The sequence below is a fragment of the Klebsiella sp. GB_Kp047 genome (assembly GCF_040065235.1).
Lineage (GTDB): Bacteria > Pseudomonadota > Gammaproteobacteria > Enterobacterales > Enterobacteriaceae > Klebsiella > Klebsiella quasipneumoniae.
In genome coordinates, this window is record NZ_JBEAJG010000008.1 from 38204 (window position 1) to 54672 (window position 16469).

General features: G+C 59.1%; 17 protein-coding genes. 14 read left to right on the plus strand and 3 right to left on the minus strand.

Features of this window, described 5'->3' with window-relative positions:
• The 4 genes from ABLV76_RS05995 to ABLV76_RS06010 all read left to right on the plus strand — a co-directional run bounded on the left by ABLV76_RS05995 (position 1) and on the right by ABLV76_RS06010 (position 2931).
• Positions 1-369 (plus strand): diacylglycerol kinase, encoded by a 369-nt coding sequence (locus ABLV76_RS05995; RefSeq protein WP_004206290.1) that lies wholly within the window; start codon positions 1-3, stop codon positions 367-369.
• A gap of 122 nt (positions 370-491) precedes the next feature.
• Positions 492-1100, plus strand: a complete 609-nt coding sequence (gene lexA / locus ABLV76_RS06000) for a transcriptional repressor LexA (protein ID WP_004206291.1) — start codon at positions 492-494, stop codon at positions 1098-1100.
• A gap of 69 nt (positions 1101-1169) precedes the next feature.
• Positions 1170-2486: an MATE family efflux transporter DinF gene (dinF, locus tag ABLV76_RS06005; RefSeq protein WP_348878227.1), complete on the plus strand. Its 1317-nt coding sequence runs from the start codon at positions 1170-1172 to the stop codon at positions 2484-2486.
• Between the two features lie 235 nt (positions 2487-2721).
• Positions 2722-2931 carry a CsbD family protein gene (locus ABLV76_RS06010; protein ID WP_004206293.1) on the plus strand — a complete coding sequence of 70 codons (210 nt, stop codon included), beginning with the start codon at positions 2722-2724 and terminating at the stop codon, positions 2929-2931.
• A gap of 95 nt (positions 2932-3026) precedes the next feature.
• On the opposite strand, the gene zur is transcribed toward ABLV76_RS06010, so the two are convergent.
• Positions 3027-3542, minus strand: coding sequence for a zinc uptake transcriptional repressor Zur (gene zur / locus ABLV76_RS06015; protein WP_004206294.1), 516 nt, complete (start codon positions 3540-3542; stop codon positions 3027-3029).
• Positions 3543-3790: 248 nt separating this feature from the next.
• On the opposite strand from zur, the gene ABLV76_RS06020 reads away from it, so the two are divergent.
• From ABLV76_RS06020 to pspG, 3 genes are all read left to right on the plus strand, one after another.
• Complete coding sequence (locus ABLV76_RS06020; protein WP_004206295.1) at positions 3791-4279, plus strand: cupin domain-containing protein; 489 nt, start codon at positions 3791-3793, stop codon at positions 4277-4279.
• 100 nt (positions 4280-4379) lie between these two features.
• Complete coding sequence (gene dusA / locus ABLV76_RS06025) at positions 4380-5378, plus strand: tRNA dihydrouridine(20/20a) synthase DusA (protein WP_017900120.1); 999 nt, start codon at positions 4380-4382, stop codon at positions 5376-5378.
• A 140-nt stretch (positions 5379-5518) separates the two neighbouring features.
• Positions 5519-5761, plus strand: a complete 243-nt coding sequence (gene pspG, locus ABLV76_RS06030) for an envelope stress response protein PspG (RefSeq protein WP_004206297.1) — start codon at positions 5519-5521, stop codon at positions 5759-5761.
• A gap of 189 nt (positions 5762-5950) precedes the next feature.
• Here pspG and ABLV76_RS06035 read toward each other — a convergent pair whose 3' ends face one another.
• Positions 5951-6934, minus strand: coding sequence for a quinone oxidoreductase (locus tag ABLV76_RS06035; protein WP_135716161.1), 984 nt, complete (start codon positions 6932-6934; stop codon positions 5951-5953).
• Between the two features lie 169 nt (positions 6935-7103).
• On the opposite strand from ABLV76_RS06035, the gene dnaB reads away from it, so the two are divergent.
• The 6 genes from dnaB (at position 7104) to ABLV76_RS06065 (ending at position 12808) form a co-directional block, all read left to right on the plus strand.
• Positions 7104-8519, plus strand: a complete 1416-nt coding sequence (gene dnaB / locus ABLV76_RS06040) for a replicative DNA helicase (protein WP_002884942.1) — start codon at positions 7104-7106, stop codon at positions 8517-8519.
• Positions 8520-8550: 31 nt separating this feature from the next.
• Positions 8551-9630, plus strand: a complete 1080-nt coding sequence (gene alr, locus ABLV76_RS06045; RefSeq protein WP_048294005.1) for an alanine racemase — start codon at positions 8551-8553, stop codon at positions 9628-9630.
• A 177-nt stretch (positions 9631-9807) separates the two neighbouring features.
• Positions 9808-10995, plus strand: a complete 1188-nt coding sequence (gene tyrB, locus ABLV76_RS06050) for an aromatic amino acid transaminase (protein ID WP_348878228.1) — start codon at positions 9808-9810, stop codon at positions 10993-10995.
• A 191-nt stretch (positions 10996-11186) separates the two neighbouring features.
• Positions 11187-11900, plus strand: a complete 714-nt coding sequence (gene aphA / locus ABLV76_RS06055; protein WP_004206302.1) for an acid phosphatase AphA — start codon at positions 11187-11189, stop codon at positions 11898-11900.
• A 131-nt stretch (positions 11901-12031) separates the two neighbouring features.
• Positions 12032-12448 carry a secondary thiamine-phosphate synthase enzyme YjbQ gene (locus ABLV76_RS06060; protein ID WP_004206303.1) on the plus strand — a complete coding sequence of 139 codons (417 nt, stop codon included), beginning with the start codon at positions 12032-12034 and terminating at the stop codon, positions 12446-12448.
• A 3-nt stretch (positions 12449-12451) separates the two neighbouring features.
• Complete coding sequence (locus tag ABLV76_RS06065) at positions 12452-12808, plus strand: MmcQ/YjbR family DNA-binding protein (protein WP_004206305.1); 357 nt, start codon at positions 12452-12454, stop codon at positions 12806-12808.
• On the opposite strand, the gene uvrA is transcribed toward ABLV76_RS06065, so the two are convergent.
• Entirely contained in the window at positions 12809-15634 is a 2826-nt protein-coding gene (gene uvrA / locus ABLV76_RS06070) for an excinuclease ABC subunit UvrA (protein WP_023291635.1), read from the minus strand. It lies immediately after the preceding gene.
• A gap of 251 nt (positions 15635-15885) precedes the next feature.
• Here uvrA and ssb1 point away from each other — a divergent pair, with 251 nt between their 5' ends.
• A complete protein-coding gene (ssb1, locus tag ABLV76_RS06075; RefSeq protein WP_004151744.1) occupies positions 15886-16410 on the plus strand; it encodes a single-stranded DNA-binding protein SSB1 in 525 nt (174 codons plus the stop codon).
• Positions 16411-16469 lie beyond the last annotated feature (59 nt).

Sequence of the window (16469 nt, forward strand, 5' to 3'; positions counted from 1 at the left end):
ATGGCCAATAATACCACCGGGTTAACCCGAATCATTAAGGCGGCAGGTTACTCCTGGAAAGGATTTCGCGCGGCGTGGATCAACGAGGCCGCGTTTCGTCAGGAAGGCGTCGCCGCCATTGTGGCCGTCGCGATAGCCTGCTGGCTGGACGTCGACGCCATCACCCGCGTATTGCTGATTGGCTCGGTCCTGCTAGTGATGATAGTCGAAATTCTCAACAGCGCGATTGAGGCGGTCGTGGACCGTATTGGCTCGGATTATCATGAGCTTTCAGGGCGCGCCAAAGACATGGGGTCGGCGGCTGTCCTGCTGGCGATTATCATCGCGCTGATCACCTGGGGAACGCTGCTGTGGAGCCATTATCACTAACGTTCTTCGCTAACCCTCGCAAAATATAAACAATCTGCCGATTTTTGTGTGCCATGTGGTTCCAAAATCACCGTTAGCTGTATATACTCACAGCATAACTGTATATACACCCAGGGGGCGGAATGAAAGCGTTAACGACCAGGCAGCAAGAGGTGTTTGATCTCATTCGGGATCATATCAGCCAGACGGGCATGCCGCCGACGCGTGCGGAGATTGCTCAGCGCTTGGGGTTCCGTTCCCCAAACGCGGCGGAAGAACACCTGAAAGCGCTGGCGCGTAAAGGCGCGATCGAGATCGTCTCCGGCGCCTCGCGCGGTATCCGCCTGCTGACGGAAGAAGAGCACGGCCTGCCGCTGATCGGCCGCGTCGCCGCCGGTGAGCCGCTGCTGGCGCAGCAGCATATTGAAGGCCACTATCAGGTCGACCCGTCGATGTTCAAGCCCAACGCCGATTTTCTGCTGCGCGTCAGCGGGATGTCGATGAAAGACATCGGTATTCTGGATGGCGATCTGCTGGCGGTCCACAAAACCCAGGATGTGCGCAATGGCCAGGTGGTGGTAGCGCGCATTGACGATGAAGTGACGGTCAAGCGCCTGAAAAAGCAGGGCAACGTCGTCGAACTGCTGCCGGAAAACAGCGAGTTTACCCCTATCGTTGTCGATCTGCGTCAGCAGAGTTTTACCATTGAGGGTCTGGCCGTTGGCGTGATCCGTAATGGAGAATGGCTGTAACGCCTGCCCCTGCGCAGCGTCATCTGATGCATGGCGCTGCGACGTTTGTCCTCAATCAGGTCCCTGAACATGCTGCTCAACGCTGCCGATAAAGCGCTGTGGCGCCTTGCACTCCCCATGATTTTCTCCAATATCACCGTCCCGCTGCTGGGGCTGGTGGATACCGCAGTGATCGGCCACCTTGACAGCCCGGTATACCTCGGCGGCGTCGCGGTCGGAGCAACGGCCACCAGTTTCCTGTTTATGCTGCTGCTGTTTCTGCGCATGAGCACCACCGGGCTGACCGCTCAGGCCTGGGGGGCCAAAGATCCGCTGCGACTGGCGCGGGCGCTGGTGCAGCCGCTGGTCCTGGCGCTGGGCGCCGGGGTGGTGATTATCCTGTTTCGCCTGCCGCTGATTAACCTCGCCCTGCATATCGTCGGCGGCAGCGAGGCGGTTCTCGAGCAGGCGAGACGGTTTCTCGAAATCCGCTGGCTCAGCGCGCCCGCCTCGCTGGCCAACCTGGTGCTGCTCGGCTGGCTGCTGGGGGTCCAGTACGCCCGGGCGCCGGTGATTTTGCTGGTGGTCGGTAATCTGTTGAATATTGTGCTCGACCTGTGGCTGGTGATGGGCCTGCGGATGAACGTCCAGGGGGCGGCGCTGGCCACGGTCACCGCGGAGTACGCGACCCTGATTATCGGCCTGATGATGGCGAAGCGGGTGCTAACGCTGCGCGGCGTGTCGCTGGCGATGCTGAAAAACGCCTGGAGCGGAGACATGCGCCGTCTGCTGGCGTTGAATCGCGACATCATGCTGCGCTCCCTGCTGCTGCAGCTGTGCTTTGGCGCGCTGACCGTCTTCGGCGCCCGGCTGGGCAGCGATATCGTGGCGGTCAACGCCGTACTGATGACCATGCTGACTTTTACCGCCTACGCGCTGGATGGCTTTGCCTATGCCGTGGAGGCCCACTCCGGCCAGGCCTACGGCGCGCGCGACGGCAGCCAGCTGCTGGAGGTGTGGCGGGCGGCCTGCCGGCAGTCCGGTATGGTGGCGCTGGCGTTTGCCCTGGTTTACAGCCTGGCGGGGGGGCACATCATCGCGCTGTTAACCTCGCTGCCTTCCCTGCAGCAGCTGGCCGATCGCTATCTGATCTGGCAGACGATCCTGCCGGTGGTCGGGGTCTGGTGCTATCTGCTGGACGGCATGTTTATCGGCGCGACGCGCGGCGCGGAGATGCGGAACAGCATGGCGGTCGCCGCGGCCGGCTTCGCCGTGACGCTGCTTACGGTCCCGGTGCTCGGCAATCACGGCCTGTGGCTGGCGCTGGCCGTGTTTCTCGCCCTGCGCGGCCTGTCGCTGGCGCTGATCTGGCGCCGCTACTGGCGACGCGGAACCTGGTTTAGCTAGTTATTGCCGTTCATAACGGCTATCCATGAATTCCCGTGGTTGCGCACCGCTTACCGGGGCAACTCAGTAGCCCGGCTCAGCGTAGCGCAAGCCGGGGAAATCTCCTCAGTCTTATCCATCGGTATGGTGGTTAAAAATTCCGAATAACGAATCGGCGCCAGCATTCTCATCTATAGTTAATACCATGTCCGGCACAAAACGGGCTGTAAACCCACCGAATGATGAGGACGTTATCATGAATAAAGACGAAATCGGCGGTAACTGGAAACAGTTGAAAGGTAAAGCCAAGGAACAGTGGGGCAAACTTACCGATGATGATATGACCGTAATCGAAGGGAAGCGCGACCAGCTGGTCGGCAAAATTCAGGAGCGTTACGGCTATGCGAAAGATCAGGCTGAGAAAGAAGTCTCAGACTGGGAGCATAAGAACGACTATCGCTGGTAGCGTTCCTTGATCCGAAGAAAGAAGCATTTGTGTTAGTGCCTGTCTGAATGGCGCAGGGACGCGCCGTTAACCCTTTTTCCCGCTGCGGCTGCCGCTCAGCGGGCTTTCTTTTTGAGCTGAATAGTATGATCGTGGTGGCAGTGTCCCGGCGTGCTGCAGGCTTCTACTTCCACGCAGCTCGCGCAGAGGCCGTGAGCTTCAATCACATTGTGGCGCAGGGCGAAGCCCATTCTGGCCGCCAGCGTATGCATGATATCTTCCACCCCTTCAGCCGCCTCTTCCTTCACCACGCCGCAGCGGTCGCAGATAAACATGGCCGAGCTGTGGGTCGGCTGGTCAAAGAGATGACACAGCACATAGCTGTTGGTCGATTCCACCTTGTGGACAAAACCCTGCTCGAGTAAGAACTCCAGCGCGCGGTAGACCGTCGGCGGCTTCGCCTGCGGCTCTTTCTCGCGCAGCAGATCCAGCAGGTCGTAGGCGCTGATTGCCCCTTGCTGCAGGCTCATCAGGCGCAACACTTCCAGACGCTGTGGGGTCAGGCGTACGCCGCGTTGCGCACACAGCTTTTCAGCATGCGCTAACATCTCTTGCGAAGGGGTCTTATCCATGAGCATCCTCAGGTTGCGTGAAATTGAATCTGTTACTTTATCACGTTCCGCGGAAAACGCCGAGACCCGACGGGTGATGCGGGTCATACTTCAGGTTGTCGGTGCCTGCGCCAGTTCCGGGTGCTGGCCGCTGACGCTCGTGGAGGCTGCGCCTTAGCCGGCCGCTAAAACCGTCATGCCCGATTTAATCGCAACACGCCTGACCCAGGTATGCTATATCTGAAGTGTCTCATTTTCGGGAGAAAACGATGAAACGACCTGATTGCATTCGCCACTGGCGCGAACTGGAAGGGCCCGACGATGCCACTTATCCCGACAGCCCGGAGCGTTTTTCCATTGGCGCGCCGCTGGGGCGCGGTTTACGCCTCAACCGGCTGGGGATCCACCACGAGAGACTGCCGCCCGGGCGGCGCACCTCTTACCCGCACGCGGAGAGCGATGAGGAAGAGTTCATCTATGTGCTGGAGGGCTATCCGGAAGTGTGGATAAACGGCTATCTCTGGAAACTGGAGCCGGGGGACAGCGTGGGTTTTCCCGCTGGTACCGGCATCTGCCACACTTTTCTCAATAACACCGAGCAGGAGGTTCGTCTGTTGGTGGTGGGTGAGGCCAACAAAAAGTACAACCGAATTTACTACCCGCTCAATCCTGGCTATGCCGCGACGCGCCAGGATCGCTGGGTTGACCATCCGCCGCAGTTCTTTGGCCCACATGACGGCAAACCGCGGATAAAGTAATCGACACCGGGAAGGGGCGAAGCGCGGCGCACTACGCGCCTGTGGTTTATCTTTATGCTATAGTAGCGCCCCTTTTTACCCGGATGCTTATTTATTCGCCATGATGCCTGAATCAACGTCACCTGTTTTCCCTGCTCATCGCTTCTCCATCGCGCCGATGCTCGACTGGACTGACCGACATTGCCGCTACTTCCTGCGGCTGCTGTCGCGGCATACGCTGCTGTATACCGAAATGGTGACCACCGGGGCGATTATTCATGGCAAAGGCGACTACCTGGCGTATAGCGAAGAAGAGCACCCGGTCGCACTGCAGCTCGGCGGCAGCGACCCGCAGGCCCTGGCGCAGTGCGCGAAGCTGGCCGAGGCGCGCGGCTATGACGAGATCAATCTCAACGTCGGCTGCCCCTCCGATCGCGTGCAGAACGGGATGTTTGGCGCCTGCCTGATGGGTAACGCGCCGCTGGTGGCCGACTGTATCAAAGCGATGCGCGATGTGGTGTCGATCCCGGTCACGGTGAAGACCCGTATCGGCATCGACGACCAGGATAGCTATGAATTCCTCTGTGATTTCATTGAGACGGTCTCCGGCAAGGGCGAATGTGAGATGTTTATTATTCACGCCCGCAAAGCCTGGCTCTCCGGTCTGAGCCCGAAAGAGAACCGCGAGATCCCGCCGCTGGATTACCCCCGCGTCTGGCAGCTGAAGCGTGACTTCCCCCACCTGACGATGGCGATTAACGGCGGTATCAAATCGCTGGATGAAGCCAGAATGCAGCTTGAGCATATGGATGGGGTGATGGTCGGGCGTGAGGCCTATCAGAATCCGGGTATTCTGGCTTCGGTCGACCGGGAGATTTTCGGCGTCGCCGGCGCGGATGCCGATCCGGTGGCCGTCGTGCGGGCCATGTACCCGTATATTGAGCGCGAGCTCAGCAAGGGCACCTATCTGGGCCATATCACCCGTCATATGCTGGGACTGTTTCAGGGTATCCCAGGCGCCCGCCAGTGGCGTCGCTACCTGAGCGAAAATGCGCATAAACCCGGCGCCGACATTGCGGTGCTGGAGCAGGCCCTAAAGCTGGTGGCCGATAAGCGTTAGTTTCTCACCAAAACCTGGTGAAATTGACCACGCCTCGCACACTATTGCGGGGCGTTTTCTTTTAAATTCAGTTTGTTATTGTTGGCATATTTTTTGTAATACCTGCAGAGCGACATATTAATGACTGTGGGGAGAGAGCCATGCTGGAACTGTTATTTGTCATCGGATTTTTTGTCATGCTGCTGGTCACCGGCGTATCGCTGTTGGGGATTATCGCCGCCATCGTGGTGGCTACGGCGCTGATGTTCGTCGGCGGTTTGTTTGCTTTAATGATCAAATTGCTGCCGTGGCTGCTGTTGGCGGTGGTGGTGGTGTGGGTTATTCGGGCGCTGAAAACCCCGGACGGAAACGCTTTTCGCGACAATAACCGTTGGCGTTACTAAGGTATTGAGGGGTGTGTCACAACCTGAACAATTTTGCACAGAACCGCGTAGGCATCGCTACGCAAATCTGTCACTATTAGCGCGTTAACGAATTCATCGCGCTGTACCCTACATACAGCCGAACTAAAAAAAAGTAAGGGCTTCCCAGGTGGAAGCCCTAAACTTTTGTCCTTTTGTCCTTTTGACCGCTTACGGCAGCAGCAGACTCGACCCCTGTGTCACCCGGCTCTCCAGAACTTCATGCGCCCGTCGCGCTTCGGTCAGCGGATAGGTCTGACTCTCCGGCACGTCCACTTTGATTACTCCACTGGCGATCAGCGAAAACAGCTCACTGCAGGCTTCAGCCAGCTCTTCCCGGTTGGTGATATAGCCCTGCAGCGATGGGCGGGTGACGTACAGAGAACCTTTCTGATTCAGGATCCCCAGATTAACGCCGGTCACCGGGCCGGAGGAGTTGCCAAAGCTGACCATCAGGCCGCGGCGCTGCAGACAGTCCAGAGAGGCTTCCCAGGTATCTTTCCCTACCGAGTCATAGACTACGGAGACTTTCTTACCGTCGGTGAGCGCTTTGAGCCGCTCCGCGATAGGTTCTTCGCGATAGTTAATCACCTGCCAGGCGCCCGCCGCTTTGGCGCGCTGCGCCTTCTGCGCGCTGCCGACGGTGCCGATAAGTTTCGCCCCCAGCGCTTTCGCCCACTGACAGGCAATCAGCCCCACGCCGCCGGCGGCGGCATGAAACAGGAACATCTCATCAGGCTTAATTTCGTAAGTTTTACGCAACAGATACCAGACCGTTAATCCTTTGAGGAACGACGCGGCGGCCTGTTCGAAAGAGATGGCGTCCGGCAAGACCGCCGCTTTATCGGCCAGCACATTGTGCACCGTGCTGTAGGCGCCGAGCGCCGACTGGGCGTACACCACCCGATCGCCTGCCTTAATGTGCGTCACCCCATGGCCGACTTTACTGACGATGCCGGCCGCCTCGGTGCCCAGACCGCTCGGCAGCGACGGCGGCGGATAGAGGCCGCTGCGAACATAGGTGTCGATATAATTGATGCCGATAGCTTTGTTTTCGACCTGAATTTCATGCTCCGCAGGATCGCGAGGGGTAAACTCAACCGCCTGAAGCACCTCCGGCCCCCCGTGTTTTGAAAATTCGATGCGTGTTGCCATGTTCGCTCCTGTGTTGTTCTGAGATTATCCAGTAAGCTTAACAGCCTGCGGCGGCAGCGACGGATTTTCTTACCCGCCTCAGGCCAGCCACGCTTAATGGGTTCTTTAGCGGCAATGGCTTTCTCGCTATACTGTCACGCTCTTTTCCGTATCGGTGAAATGTTAGGCTATGGCAGGAAATAAACCCTTCAACAAACCACAGACAGAAACCCGCGAACGCGATCCGCAGCTCGCCGGGCTGAAAGTCCCGCCGCACTCGATTGAAGCGGAGCAGTCGGTGTTGGGCGGTTTAATGCTGGATAACGAGCGCTGGGACGACGTCGCCGAACGCGTCGTTGCCGACGACTTTTATACCCGTCCGCATCGTCATATTTTTACCGAGATGGCGCGCCTGCAGGAGTCGGGCAGCCCGATTGACCTGATCACCCTTGCGGAGTCGCTGGAGCGTCAGGGACAGCTGGACAGCGTCGGCGGCTTTGCCTATCTGGCGGAACTGTCCAAAAATACCCCCAGCGCGGCGAACATCAGCGCCTATGCCGACATCGTGCGCGAACGCGCGGTCGTGCGCGAGATGATCTCGGTGGCCAATGAGATCGCCGAGGCCGGCTTCGACCCGCAGGGGCGAACCAGCGAAGATCTGCTCGATCTCGCCGAGTCCCGCGTCTTTAAAATCGCTGAAAGCCGGGCCAATAAAGACGAAGGGCCGAAAAACATCGCCGATGTCCTCGACGCCACCGTCGCCCGTATCGAACAGCTGTTCCAGCAGCCGCATGACGGCGTTACCGGGGTCAACACCGGCTACGACGACCTCAACAAAAAGACCGCCGGCCTGCAGCCGTCGGATCTGATTATCGTCGCCGCCCGTCCGTCGATGGGTAAAACGACCTTCGCGATGAACCTCGTGGAAAACGCAGCGATGCTGCAGGACAAACCGGTACTCATCTTCAGTCTCGAGATGCCCTCCGAGCAGATCATGATGCGTTCTCTGGCCTCGCTGTCGCGCGTCGATCAGACCCGCATTCGTACCGGTCAGCTGGACGATGAAGACTGGGCGCGGATCTCCGGCACCATGGGCATCCTGCTGGAAAAACGTAACATCTATATCGATGATTCCTCCGGCCTGACGCCGACGGAAGTGCGTTCCCGCGCGCGGCGTATCGCTCGCGAGCATGGCGGCATCGGGCTGATTATGATCGACTACCTGCAGCTGATGCGCGTGCCGTCGCTCTCTGACAACCGTACCCTGGAGATCGCCGAAATCTCCCGCTCGCTGAAGGCGCTGGCCAAAGAGCTACAGGTGCCGGTGGTGGCGCTGTCGCAGCTGAACCGCTCACTGGAACAACGTGCCGATAAACGTCCGGTCAACTCCGACCTGCGTGAGTCCGGCTCTATCGAACAGGATGCCGACTTAATCATGTTCATTTACCGTGATGAGGTCTATCACGAGAACAGCGATCTTAAGGGCATCGCGGAAATTATCATTGGTAAACAACGTAACGGCCCGATCGGCACCGTGCGACTGACCTTCAACGGTCAGTGGTCGCGTTTCGATAATTATGCCGGTCCTCAGTATGATGATGAGTAACCCTCCCTCCTTCTTTTATTAAGGAATTCAAATGCAAGCGGCAACTGTAGTTATCAACCGCCGCGCTCTGCGACACAACCTGCAACGTCTGCGTGAACTGGCGCCTGCCAGCAAACTGGTTGCGGTGGTGAAAGCGAACGCCTACGGACACGGTCTTCTTGAGACCGCGCGAACGCTGACCGACGCCGACGCTTTTGGCGTCGCCCGCCTGGAAGAGGCGCTGCGCCTGCGAGCGGGGGGGATCGCGCAGCCGATCCTCCTGCTGGAAGGCTTTTTTGCGGCGGAAGACCTGGCGGTGATCGCCGCTCAGCGTCTGCATACGGCGGTGCATAGCCCCGAACAGCTGGCGGCGCTGGAGCAAGCCGACCTCCCCGAGCCGGTGACCGTGTGGATGAAACTGGATACCGGCATGCATCGCTTAGGGGTGCGTCCGGAGGAAGCCGAGGCGTTTTATCAGCGTCTGAGCCAGTGCAAAAACGTCCGCCAGCCGGTTAACGTGGTGAGCCACTTCGCCCGCGCCGATGAGCCGACCTGCGGCGCCACCGAACGCCAGCTGGATATCTTCACCACCTTTACCGAAGGCAAGCCGGGATTGCGCTCTATTGCCGCCTCGGGCGGTATCCTGCTGTGGCCGCAGTCGCATTATGACTGGGTGCGTCCGGGCATTATCCTGTATGGCGTGTCGCCGCTGGACGATCGCTCCACCGGGAAAGATTTTGGCTGTCAGCCAGTGATGACCCTGACGTCCAGCCTGATTGCCGTGCGCGAACATAAAGCAGGGGAGCCCGTCGGCTACGGCGGCACCTGGGTCAGCGAACGCGACACGCGTCTCGGCGTGGTCGCGATGGGCTATGGCGACGGTTATCCGCGCGCTGCGCCGTCGGGCACCCCGGTGCTGGTTAATGGCCGCGAAGTGCCGATTGTCGGCCGGGTGGCGATGGATATGATCTGCGTTGACCTCGGCCCGCAGGCCCAGGATAAAGCCGGCGACGCGGTGGTGCTGTGGGGAGAGGGACTCCCGGTAGAGCGCATCGCCGAGATAACGAAAGTGAGTGCTTACGAACTTATTACGCGACTGACCTCCCGCGTCGCCATGAAATACCTCGACTAAGCCTTGTTCGTACCGGATAGCTCAGACGCTTATCCGGTACGCTATCGGTATAGCCGCGGACAAAAAAGCGGTTTATACCGCTGCGCGGTCACTTTCCCCTCAACATCCTCTCGACCTGCCGTCATATCCGGTTTATTGTGTAAGAACCTGCCCCATGTAAACCTGGAGATACATCGCGTGTTTCAAAAAGTTGACGCCTACGCCGGCGACCCTATTCTTTCTCTGATGGAACGCTTCAAAGAAGACCCGCGAAGCGACAAAGTCAACCTGAGTATCGGGCTGTATTACAACGATGACGGCATTATCCCGCAGCTGCAGGCGGTGGCGGAAGCGGAAGCGCGCTTGAACGCCGAGCCGCACGGCGCCTCGCTGTATCTGCCGATGGAAGGGCTGAGCGGCTACCGCCAGGCAATTGCGCCGCTGCTGTTTGGCGCGGAGCATAGCGCGCTTAAGCAAAACCGCATCGCCTCCATTCAGACGGTCGGCGGTTCGGGCGCGCTGAAGGTCGGGGCCGACTTCCTCAAACGCTACTTTCCTGAGTCTCATGTCTGGGTCAGCGACCCGACCTGGGAAAACCACATTGCCATATTTGAAGGGGCTGGCTTCGAAGTAAGTACTTACCCCTGGTTTGATAAAGCCACCAACGGCGTGCGCTTTGAAGCGCTGCTGGCGACGCTGCAAACGCTGCCGGCGCGCGACATTGTGCTGCTGCACCCCTGCTGCCACAACCCGACCGGCGCCGACCTGACGCCGGAACAGTGGGATCGTGTGGTGGAGATCCTGAAAGCGCGTCAGCTGATCCCGTTCCTCGACATCGCCTACCAGGGCTTTGGCGCAGGGCTGGAAGAGGATGCCTACGCCATTCGCGCCAGCGCCGGGATGCCGATGCTGGTCAGCAACTCGTTCTCCAAAATTTTCTCCCTGTACGGGGAGCGCGTCGGCGGCCTGTCGGTGGTCTGTGAAGACAGTGAAACCGCAGGCCGCGTGCTTGGCCAACTGAAGGCCACCGTGCGCCGCAACTACTCCAGCCCGCCGAGCTTTGGCGCGCAGGTGGTGGCGACGGTGCTGAACGATGCCGGGCTGAAATCCACCTGGCAGGCGGAAGTGGACGCCATGCGCGCGCATATCCTGACTATGCGTCAGGCGCTGGTCGACGCGCTGCAGCAGGTTGCCCCGGGCAGCAATGTGGATTACCTGCTCAAGCAGCGCGGGATGTTCAGCTACACCGGCTTCAGTGCGGCGCAGGTGGATCGCCTGCGCGACGAGTTTGGCGTCTACCTGATTGCCAGCGGACGCATGTGCGTGGCGGGGTTAAACTCACGTAATGTTCAGCAGGTCGCGAAAGCCTTTGCCGCGGTAATGTAAGCCGCCCTCCAGCAGGTTGTCTCTGCCGGTCAACGGGCAGGGGCAACCCCCTCTGATTGTGATCATCCTCTTTTTCTATGACATCTACGCGAAAAAGGCTTTTCATCCCTGTCGCCTGCGGGTAAGGTCGGGGCGTTACTAAGCATGCACATTATTGAAAACAATAATGATTGATAGATTTAGGGATAAATATGCGCAAACTTACTCTCGCCCTTGCGGCGGCTTCTCTCCTGTTCACGCTGAACAGCGCCGTAGTCGCGCGCGCCTCCACGCCACAGCCGCTGTGGGTCGGCACCAACGTGGCCCAGTTGGCCGAGCAGGCGCCGATCCACTGGGTTTCGGTGGCGCAAATTGAGAACAGCCTGCTGGGGCGTCCGCCGATGGCCGTCGGCTTTGATATCGATGACACCGTTCTCTTCTCCAGTCCTGGTTTCTGGCGCGGGCAAAAAACCTTCTCTCCCGGCAGTGAGGATTACCTGAAAAACCCGCAGTTCTGGGAAAAAATGAACAACGGCTGGGACGAATTCAGCATGCCAAAAGAGGTGGCGCGCCAGCTGATTGCCATGCATGTGAAGCGTGGCGACAGCATCTGGTTCGTCACCGGCCGCAGCCAGACCAAAACAGAAACCGTTTCTAAAACCCTGCAGGATGATTTTCTTATCCCCGCCGCCAATATGAACCCAGTGATTTTCGCTGGCGATAAGCCGGGTCAGAATACCAAGACCCAGTGGCTGCAGACGAAGCAGATAAAGGTTTTCTATGGCGACTCGGATAACGATATTACCGCCGCCCGCGAGGCGGGCGCCCGCGGGATCCGCGTGCTGCGTGCCGCCAACTCCTCCTATAAGCCGCTGCCGATGGCCGGCGCGCTGGGCGAAGAAGTGATCGTCAATTCCGAATACTGACAGGCGTCAGAACGTGATAAACGGCAGCGGTGACGCTGCCGTTTTTTTATGCAAAATCCGGGGTGGAAGGTTTTACCTTTTCACGTATTGCTGCACACTTAGAGGGATTCATTCGCAAAAAGGAGTCGATGATGTGGTATCAGCAAACCCTGACGCTTGGGCCTAAATCCCGTGGTTTTCATCTGGTCACCGACGAAATCCTCGGCCAGATCCGCGGGCTGTCCGGGGTGAAGGTCGGCCTGCTACACCTCCTGCTCCAGCATACTTCCGCTTCCCTGACGCTCAACGAAAACTGCGATCCCACCGTCCGGTATGACATGGAGCAGTATTTTCTCAACGCCGTGCCGGACAATGCGCCGTACGAACATGATTATGAAGGCCCTGACGATATGCCGTCGCACATCAAATCATCGATGCTTGGCGTGTCGCTGATGCTGCCGGTCGAGGACGGACGCGTCAGGCTGGGGACCTGGCAGGGCATCTGGCTGGGGGAGCATCGGATACACGGCGGTTCGCGGCACATCGTTGCGACGCTCATGGGGGAATAAAAGATGACAATTTCGGAGTTATTGCAGTACTGCATGGCGAAGCCGGGAGCAGAGCAGAGCGTCCACAGCGACTGGAAAGCCACGCAGATTAAGGTCTCGGACGTCCTGTTTGCCATGGTGAAGGAGGTCGAAGACCAGCGGCCGGCGGTTGCGCTGAAGGCGAGCCCGGAGCTGGCGGAGCTGCTACGGCAGCAGCATCGCGACGTCCGGCCCAGCCAGCATCTCAATAAAGCGCACTGGAGCACCGTCTTTCTGGATGGCTCGCTGCCGGATTCGCAAATCTACTACCTGGTCGATGCGTCTTATCAGCAGGCGGTGAAAATGCTGCCGGAGCCGGTCCGGCAGCAGCTTTCTCGCTAATTATTTTAGCATCGGCTTCAGGAAGCGCGCGGTGTGCGAGGCTTCGCACTCGGCGACGGTTTCCGGGGTACCGGAAACCAGAATTTCGCCGCCGCCGCTGCCGCCTTCCGGGCCGAGATCGACAATCCAGTCGGCCGTTTTTATCACGTCGAGATTGTGCTCAATCACCACGATGGTATTGCCCTGATCGCGCAGCTGGTGCAGCACTTCCAGCAGCTGCTGGATATCGGCGAAGTGCAGACCGGTGGTCGGCTCATCGAGGATATACAGCGTCTGGCCGGTACCGCGCTTGGACAGCTCGCGCGCCAGCTTGACGCGCTGCGCCTCGCCGCCGGACAGGGTCGTCGCCGACTGGCCGAGACGGATATAGGTCAGACCCACGTCCATCAGGGTTTGCAGTTTACGCGCCAGCGCCGGTACGGCATCAAAGAACTCGCGCGCTTCTTCGATAGTCATATCCAGCACTTCGTGGATGGTTTTGCCTTTGTACTTAATCTCCAGCGTTTCGCGGTTATAGCGCTTACCTTTGCACTGGTCGCACGGTACGTAGATATCCGGCAGGAAGTGCATTTCGACCTTGATCACCCCGTCGCCCTGGCAGGCTTCGCAGCGACCGCCGCGGACGTTAAAACTGAAACGGCCCGGCGTATAGCCGCGGGAACGTGATTCCGGCACCCCGGCGAACAGCTCGCGCACCGGCGTAAACACCCCGGTATAGGTCGCGGGGTTGGAGCGCGGCGTCCGGCCGATCGGGCTCTGGTCGATATCGATCACTTTATCGAAATGTTCCAGCCCCTGGATATCGCGATACGGCGCTGGTTCGGCGATGGTCGCGCCGTTGAGCTGGCGCTGGGCAATCGGGAACAGGGTATCGTTGATCAGCGTGGATTTACCCGAGCCGGAGACGCCGGTGATGCAGGTAAACAGGCCCACTGGCAGGGTCAGCGTTACATCCTTCAGGTTGTTGCCGCGCGCGCCGGTTAGCTTGAGGACTTTCTCCGGATCGGCGGGCACGCGCTGCTTCGGCACTTCAATTTTGCGCTTACCGCTCATGAACTGGCCGGTCAGGGATTCCGGTACCGCCATAATGGCCTCCAGCGGCCCTTCCGCCACCACCTGGCCGCCGTGGACCCCGGCCCCGGGGCCGATATCGATCACATGGTCGGCGGCGCGAATGGCGTCTTCGTCATGCTCAACGACGATCACCGTGTTGCCTAAATTACGCAGGTGGATCAGGGTCCCGAGCAGGCGCTCGTTATCGCGCTGGTGCAGGCCGATGGAGGGCTCATCCAGGACGTACATCACGCCAACCAGTCCGGCGCCAATCTGGCTCGCCAGACGGATACGCTGGGCCTCGCCGCCGGAGAGCGTTTCCGCCGAGCGGGAGAGCGTCAGGTAGTTGAGGCCGACGTTGACGAGGAACTTCAGGCGATCGCCAATCTCTTTCAGCACTTTTTCGGCGATTTTCGCCCGCTGGCCGGAGAGCTTCAGATTGTTAAAGAAGTCCATCGCGTGGCCGATGCTCATATCGGAAATGGTCGGCAGCGGGGTGTTTTCCACAAACACGTGGCGCGCCTCACGGCGCAGACGCGTACCGTCGCAGCTGGCGCACGGGCGATTGCTGATGAACTTCGCCAGCTCTTCGCGCACCGCGCTGGATTCCGTCTCTTTGTAGCGGCGCTCCATGTTATGCAGCACGCCTTCGAACGGATGGCGGCGCACCGAGGTGTCGCCGCGGTCGTTCATGTATTTGAATTCAATATTCTCTTTACCGGAACCGTACAGGACCACTTTCTGCACGCTGGCGCTGAGGGTGCCCCACGGCGCTTCAACGTCAAACTTATAGTGCTCCGCCAGCGACTTCAGCATCTGGAAGTAGTAGAAGTTACGCCGATCCCAGCCGCGGATGGCGCCGCCCGCCAGCGACAGCTCCGGATTTTGCACCACGCGATCGGGGTCGAAATATTGCTGCACGCCGAGACCGTCGCAGGTCGGGCAGGCGCCCGCCGGGTTGTTAAAGGAGAAGAGACGCGGCTCCAGCTCGCGCATGCTGTAGCCGCAGATCGGGCAGGCGAAGTTGGCGGAAAACAGCAGTTCTTCCGCTTTCTCATCATCCATATTGGCCACGATGGCGGTCCCGCCGGAGAGCTCCAGCGCGGTTTCAAACGACTCGGCCAGGCGCTGCGCCAGATCGTCGCGGACCTTGAAGCGGTCGATGACTACCTCAATGGTGTGCTTCTTCTGCAGCTCCAGCTTCGGCGGATCCGACAGATCGCAGACCTCGCCGTCGATCCGCGCGCGGATGTAGCCCTGACTGGCGAGGTTTTCCAGGGTTTTAGTGTGCTCGCCTTTGCGCTCTTTAATAATGGGCGCCAGCAGCATCAGGCGCAGGCCTTCCGGCTGGGCGAGGACATTATCGACCATCTGACTGACGGTTTGCGCCGCCAGCGGCACGTCGTGATCCGGACAGCGCGGTTCGCCGACGCGGGCGTACAGCAGACGCAGATAGTCGTGAATTTCGGTAATCGTACCCACCGTCGAGCGGGGGTTGTGAGAGGTTGATTTCTGTTCGATGGAAATCGCCGGCGACAGCCCTTCGATATGGTCGACGTCCGGCTTCTCCATCAGCGACAGGAACTGTCGCGCATAGGCGGAGAGCGATTCGACGTAGCGACGCTGGCCTTCGGCATACAGGGTGTCGAAAGCGAGTGAAGATTTGCCAGACCCGGAAAGCCCGGTGACGACAATGAGTTTGTCGCGCGGGATAACGAGGTTGATGTTTTTGAGATTATGGGTGCGGGCGCCCCGAACTTCGATCTTATCCATTCACCTTTCCCGGTAGGTAGATACACGGATTGCCTGGTTTGCTTGAAGGACAAACGGCAGAAACGGCTAATTATGACACAATTTAACCTGAATGAATATACAGTATCGGAATGCAAATTCAGGTCGAGTGTGCAACAATGTCGTAGCCGGGTACTATCTCTGGAATCAGCCTCGCAGCTATTAAAATGCTACGTGGAAATGGTACACTCGCGCGTTTACACTATTAAGAAACGTATTCAGGAGACACGAACATGGCCAGCAGAGGCGTAAACAAGGTGATTCTCGTCGGTAATCTGGGGCAGGACCCGGAAGTACGCTACATGCCAAGTGGCGGCGCAGTCGCCAACTTCACGCTGGCAACTTCCGAATCCTGGCGTGACAAGCAGACCGGCGAAATGAAAGAGCAGACTGAATGGCACCGCGTTGTGCTGTTCGGCAAACTGGCTGAAGTCGCTGGTGAGTATCTGCGTAAAGGCTCTCAGGTGTACATTGAAGGCCAACTGCGTACCCGCAAGTGGACCGATCAATCCGGTCAGGACAAATACACCACTGAAGTGGTGGTAAACGTTGGCGGCACCATGCAGATGCTGGGCGGCCGTCAGGGCGGCGGCGCACCGGCAGGCGGCGGACAGCAGCAGGGCGGTTGGGGTCAGCCTCAGCAGCCGCAGGGCGGCAACCAGTTCAGCGGCGGCGCGCAGTCCCGTCCGCAGCAGCAGGCTCCGGCAGCGCCTTCCAACGAACCGCCGATGGACTTCGACGACGATATCCCGTTCTAAGGCCTGCCTTAAACGCGATATCCGCGTAGTTAACACAGAAAGCCCCGGTTTCGCCGGGG

Bases quoted from the DNA above. Each gene is read 5' to 3' on its own strand.
- ABLV76_RS05995 (WP_004206290.1), top strand. From the start codon at position 1: ATGGCCAATAATACCACCGGGTTAACCCGAATCATTAAGGCGGCAGGT.
- lexA (WP_004206291.1), top strand. From the start codon at position 492: ATGAAAGCGTTAACGACCAGGCAGCAAGAGGTGTTTGATCTCATTCGG.
- dinF (WP_348878227.1), top strand. From the start codon at position 1,170: ATGCTGCTCAACGCTGCCGATAAAGCGCTGTGGCGCCTTGCACTCCCC.
- ABLV76_RS06010 (WP_004206293.1), top strand. From the start codon at position 2,722: ATGAATAAAGACGAAATCGGCGGTAACTGGAAACAGTTGAAAGGTAAA.
- zur (WP_004206294.1), bottom strand. From the start codon at position 3,542: ATGGATAAGACCCCTTCGCAAGAGATGTTAGCGCATGCTGAAAAGCTG.
- ABLV76_RS06020 (WP_004206295.1), top strand. From the start codon at position 3,791: ATGAAACGACCTGATTGCATTCGCCACTGGCGCGAACTGGAAGGGCCC.
- dusA (WP_017900120.1), top strand. From the start codon at position 4,380: ATGATGCCTGAATCAACGTCACCTGTTTTCCCTGCTCATCGCTTCTCC.
- pspG (WP_004206297.1), top strand. From the start codon at position 5,519: ATGCTGGAACTGTTATTTGTCATCGGATTTTTTGTCATGCTGCTGGTC.
- ABLV76_RS06035 (WP_135716161.1), bottom strand. From the start codon at position 6,934: ATGGCAACACGCATCGAATTTTCAAAACACGGGGGGCCGGAGGTGCTT.
- dnaB (WP_002884942.1), top strand. From the start codon at position 7,104: ATGGCAGGAAATAAACCCTTCAACAAACCACAGACAGAAACCCGCGAA.
- alr (WP_048294005.1), top strand. From the start codon at position 8,551: ATGCAAGCGGCAACTGTAGTTATCAACCGCCGCGCTCTGCGACACAAC.
- aphA (WP_004206302.1), top strand. From the start codon at position 11,187: ATGCGCAAACTTACTCTCGCCCTTGCGGCGGCTTCTCTCCTGTTCACG.
- ABLV76_RS06060 (WP_004206303.1), top strand. From the start codon at position 12,032: ATGTGGTATCAGCAAACCCTGACGCTTGGGCCTAAATCCCGTGGTTTT.
- ABLV76_RS06065 (WP_004206305.1), top strand. From the start codon at position 12,452: ATGACAATTTCGGAGTTATTGCAGTACTGCATGGCGAAGCCGGGAGCA.
- uvrA (WP_023291635.1), bottom strand. From the start codon at position 15,634: ATGGATAAGATCGAAGTTCGGGGCGCCCGCACCCATAATCTCAAAAAC.
- ssb1 (WP_004151744.1), top strand. From the start codon at position 15,886: ATGGCCAGCAGAGGCGTAAACAAGGTGATTCTCGTCGGTAATCTGGGG.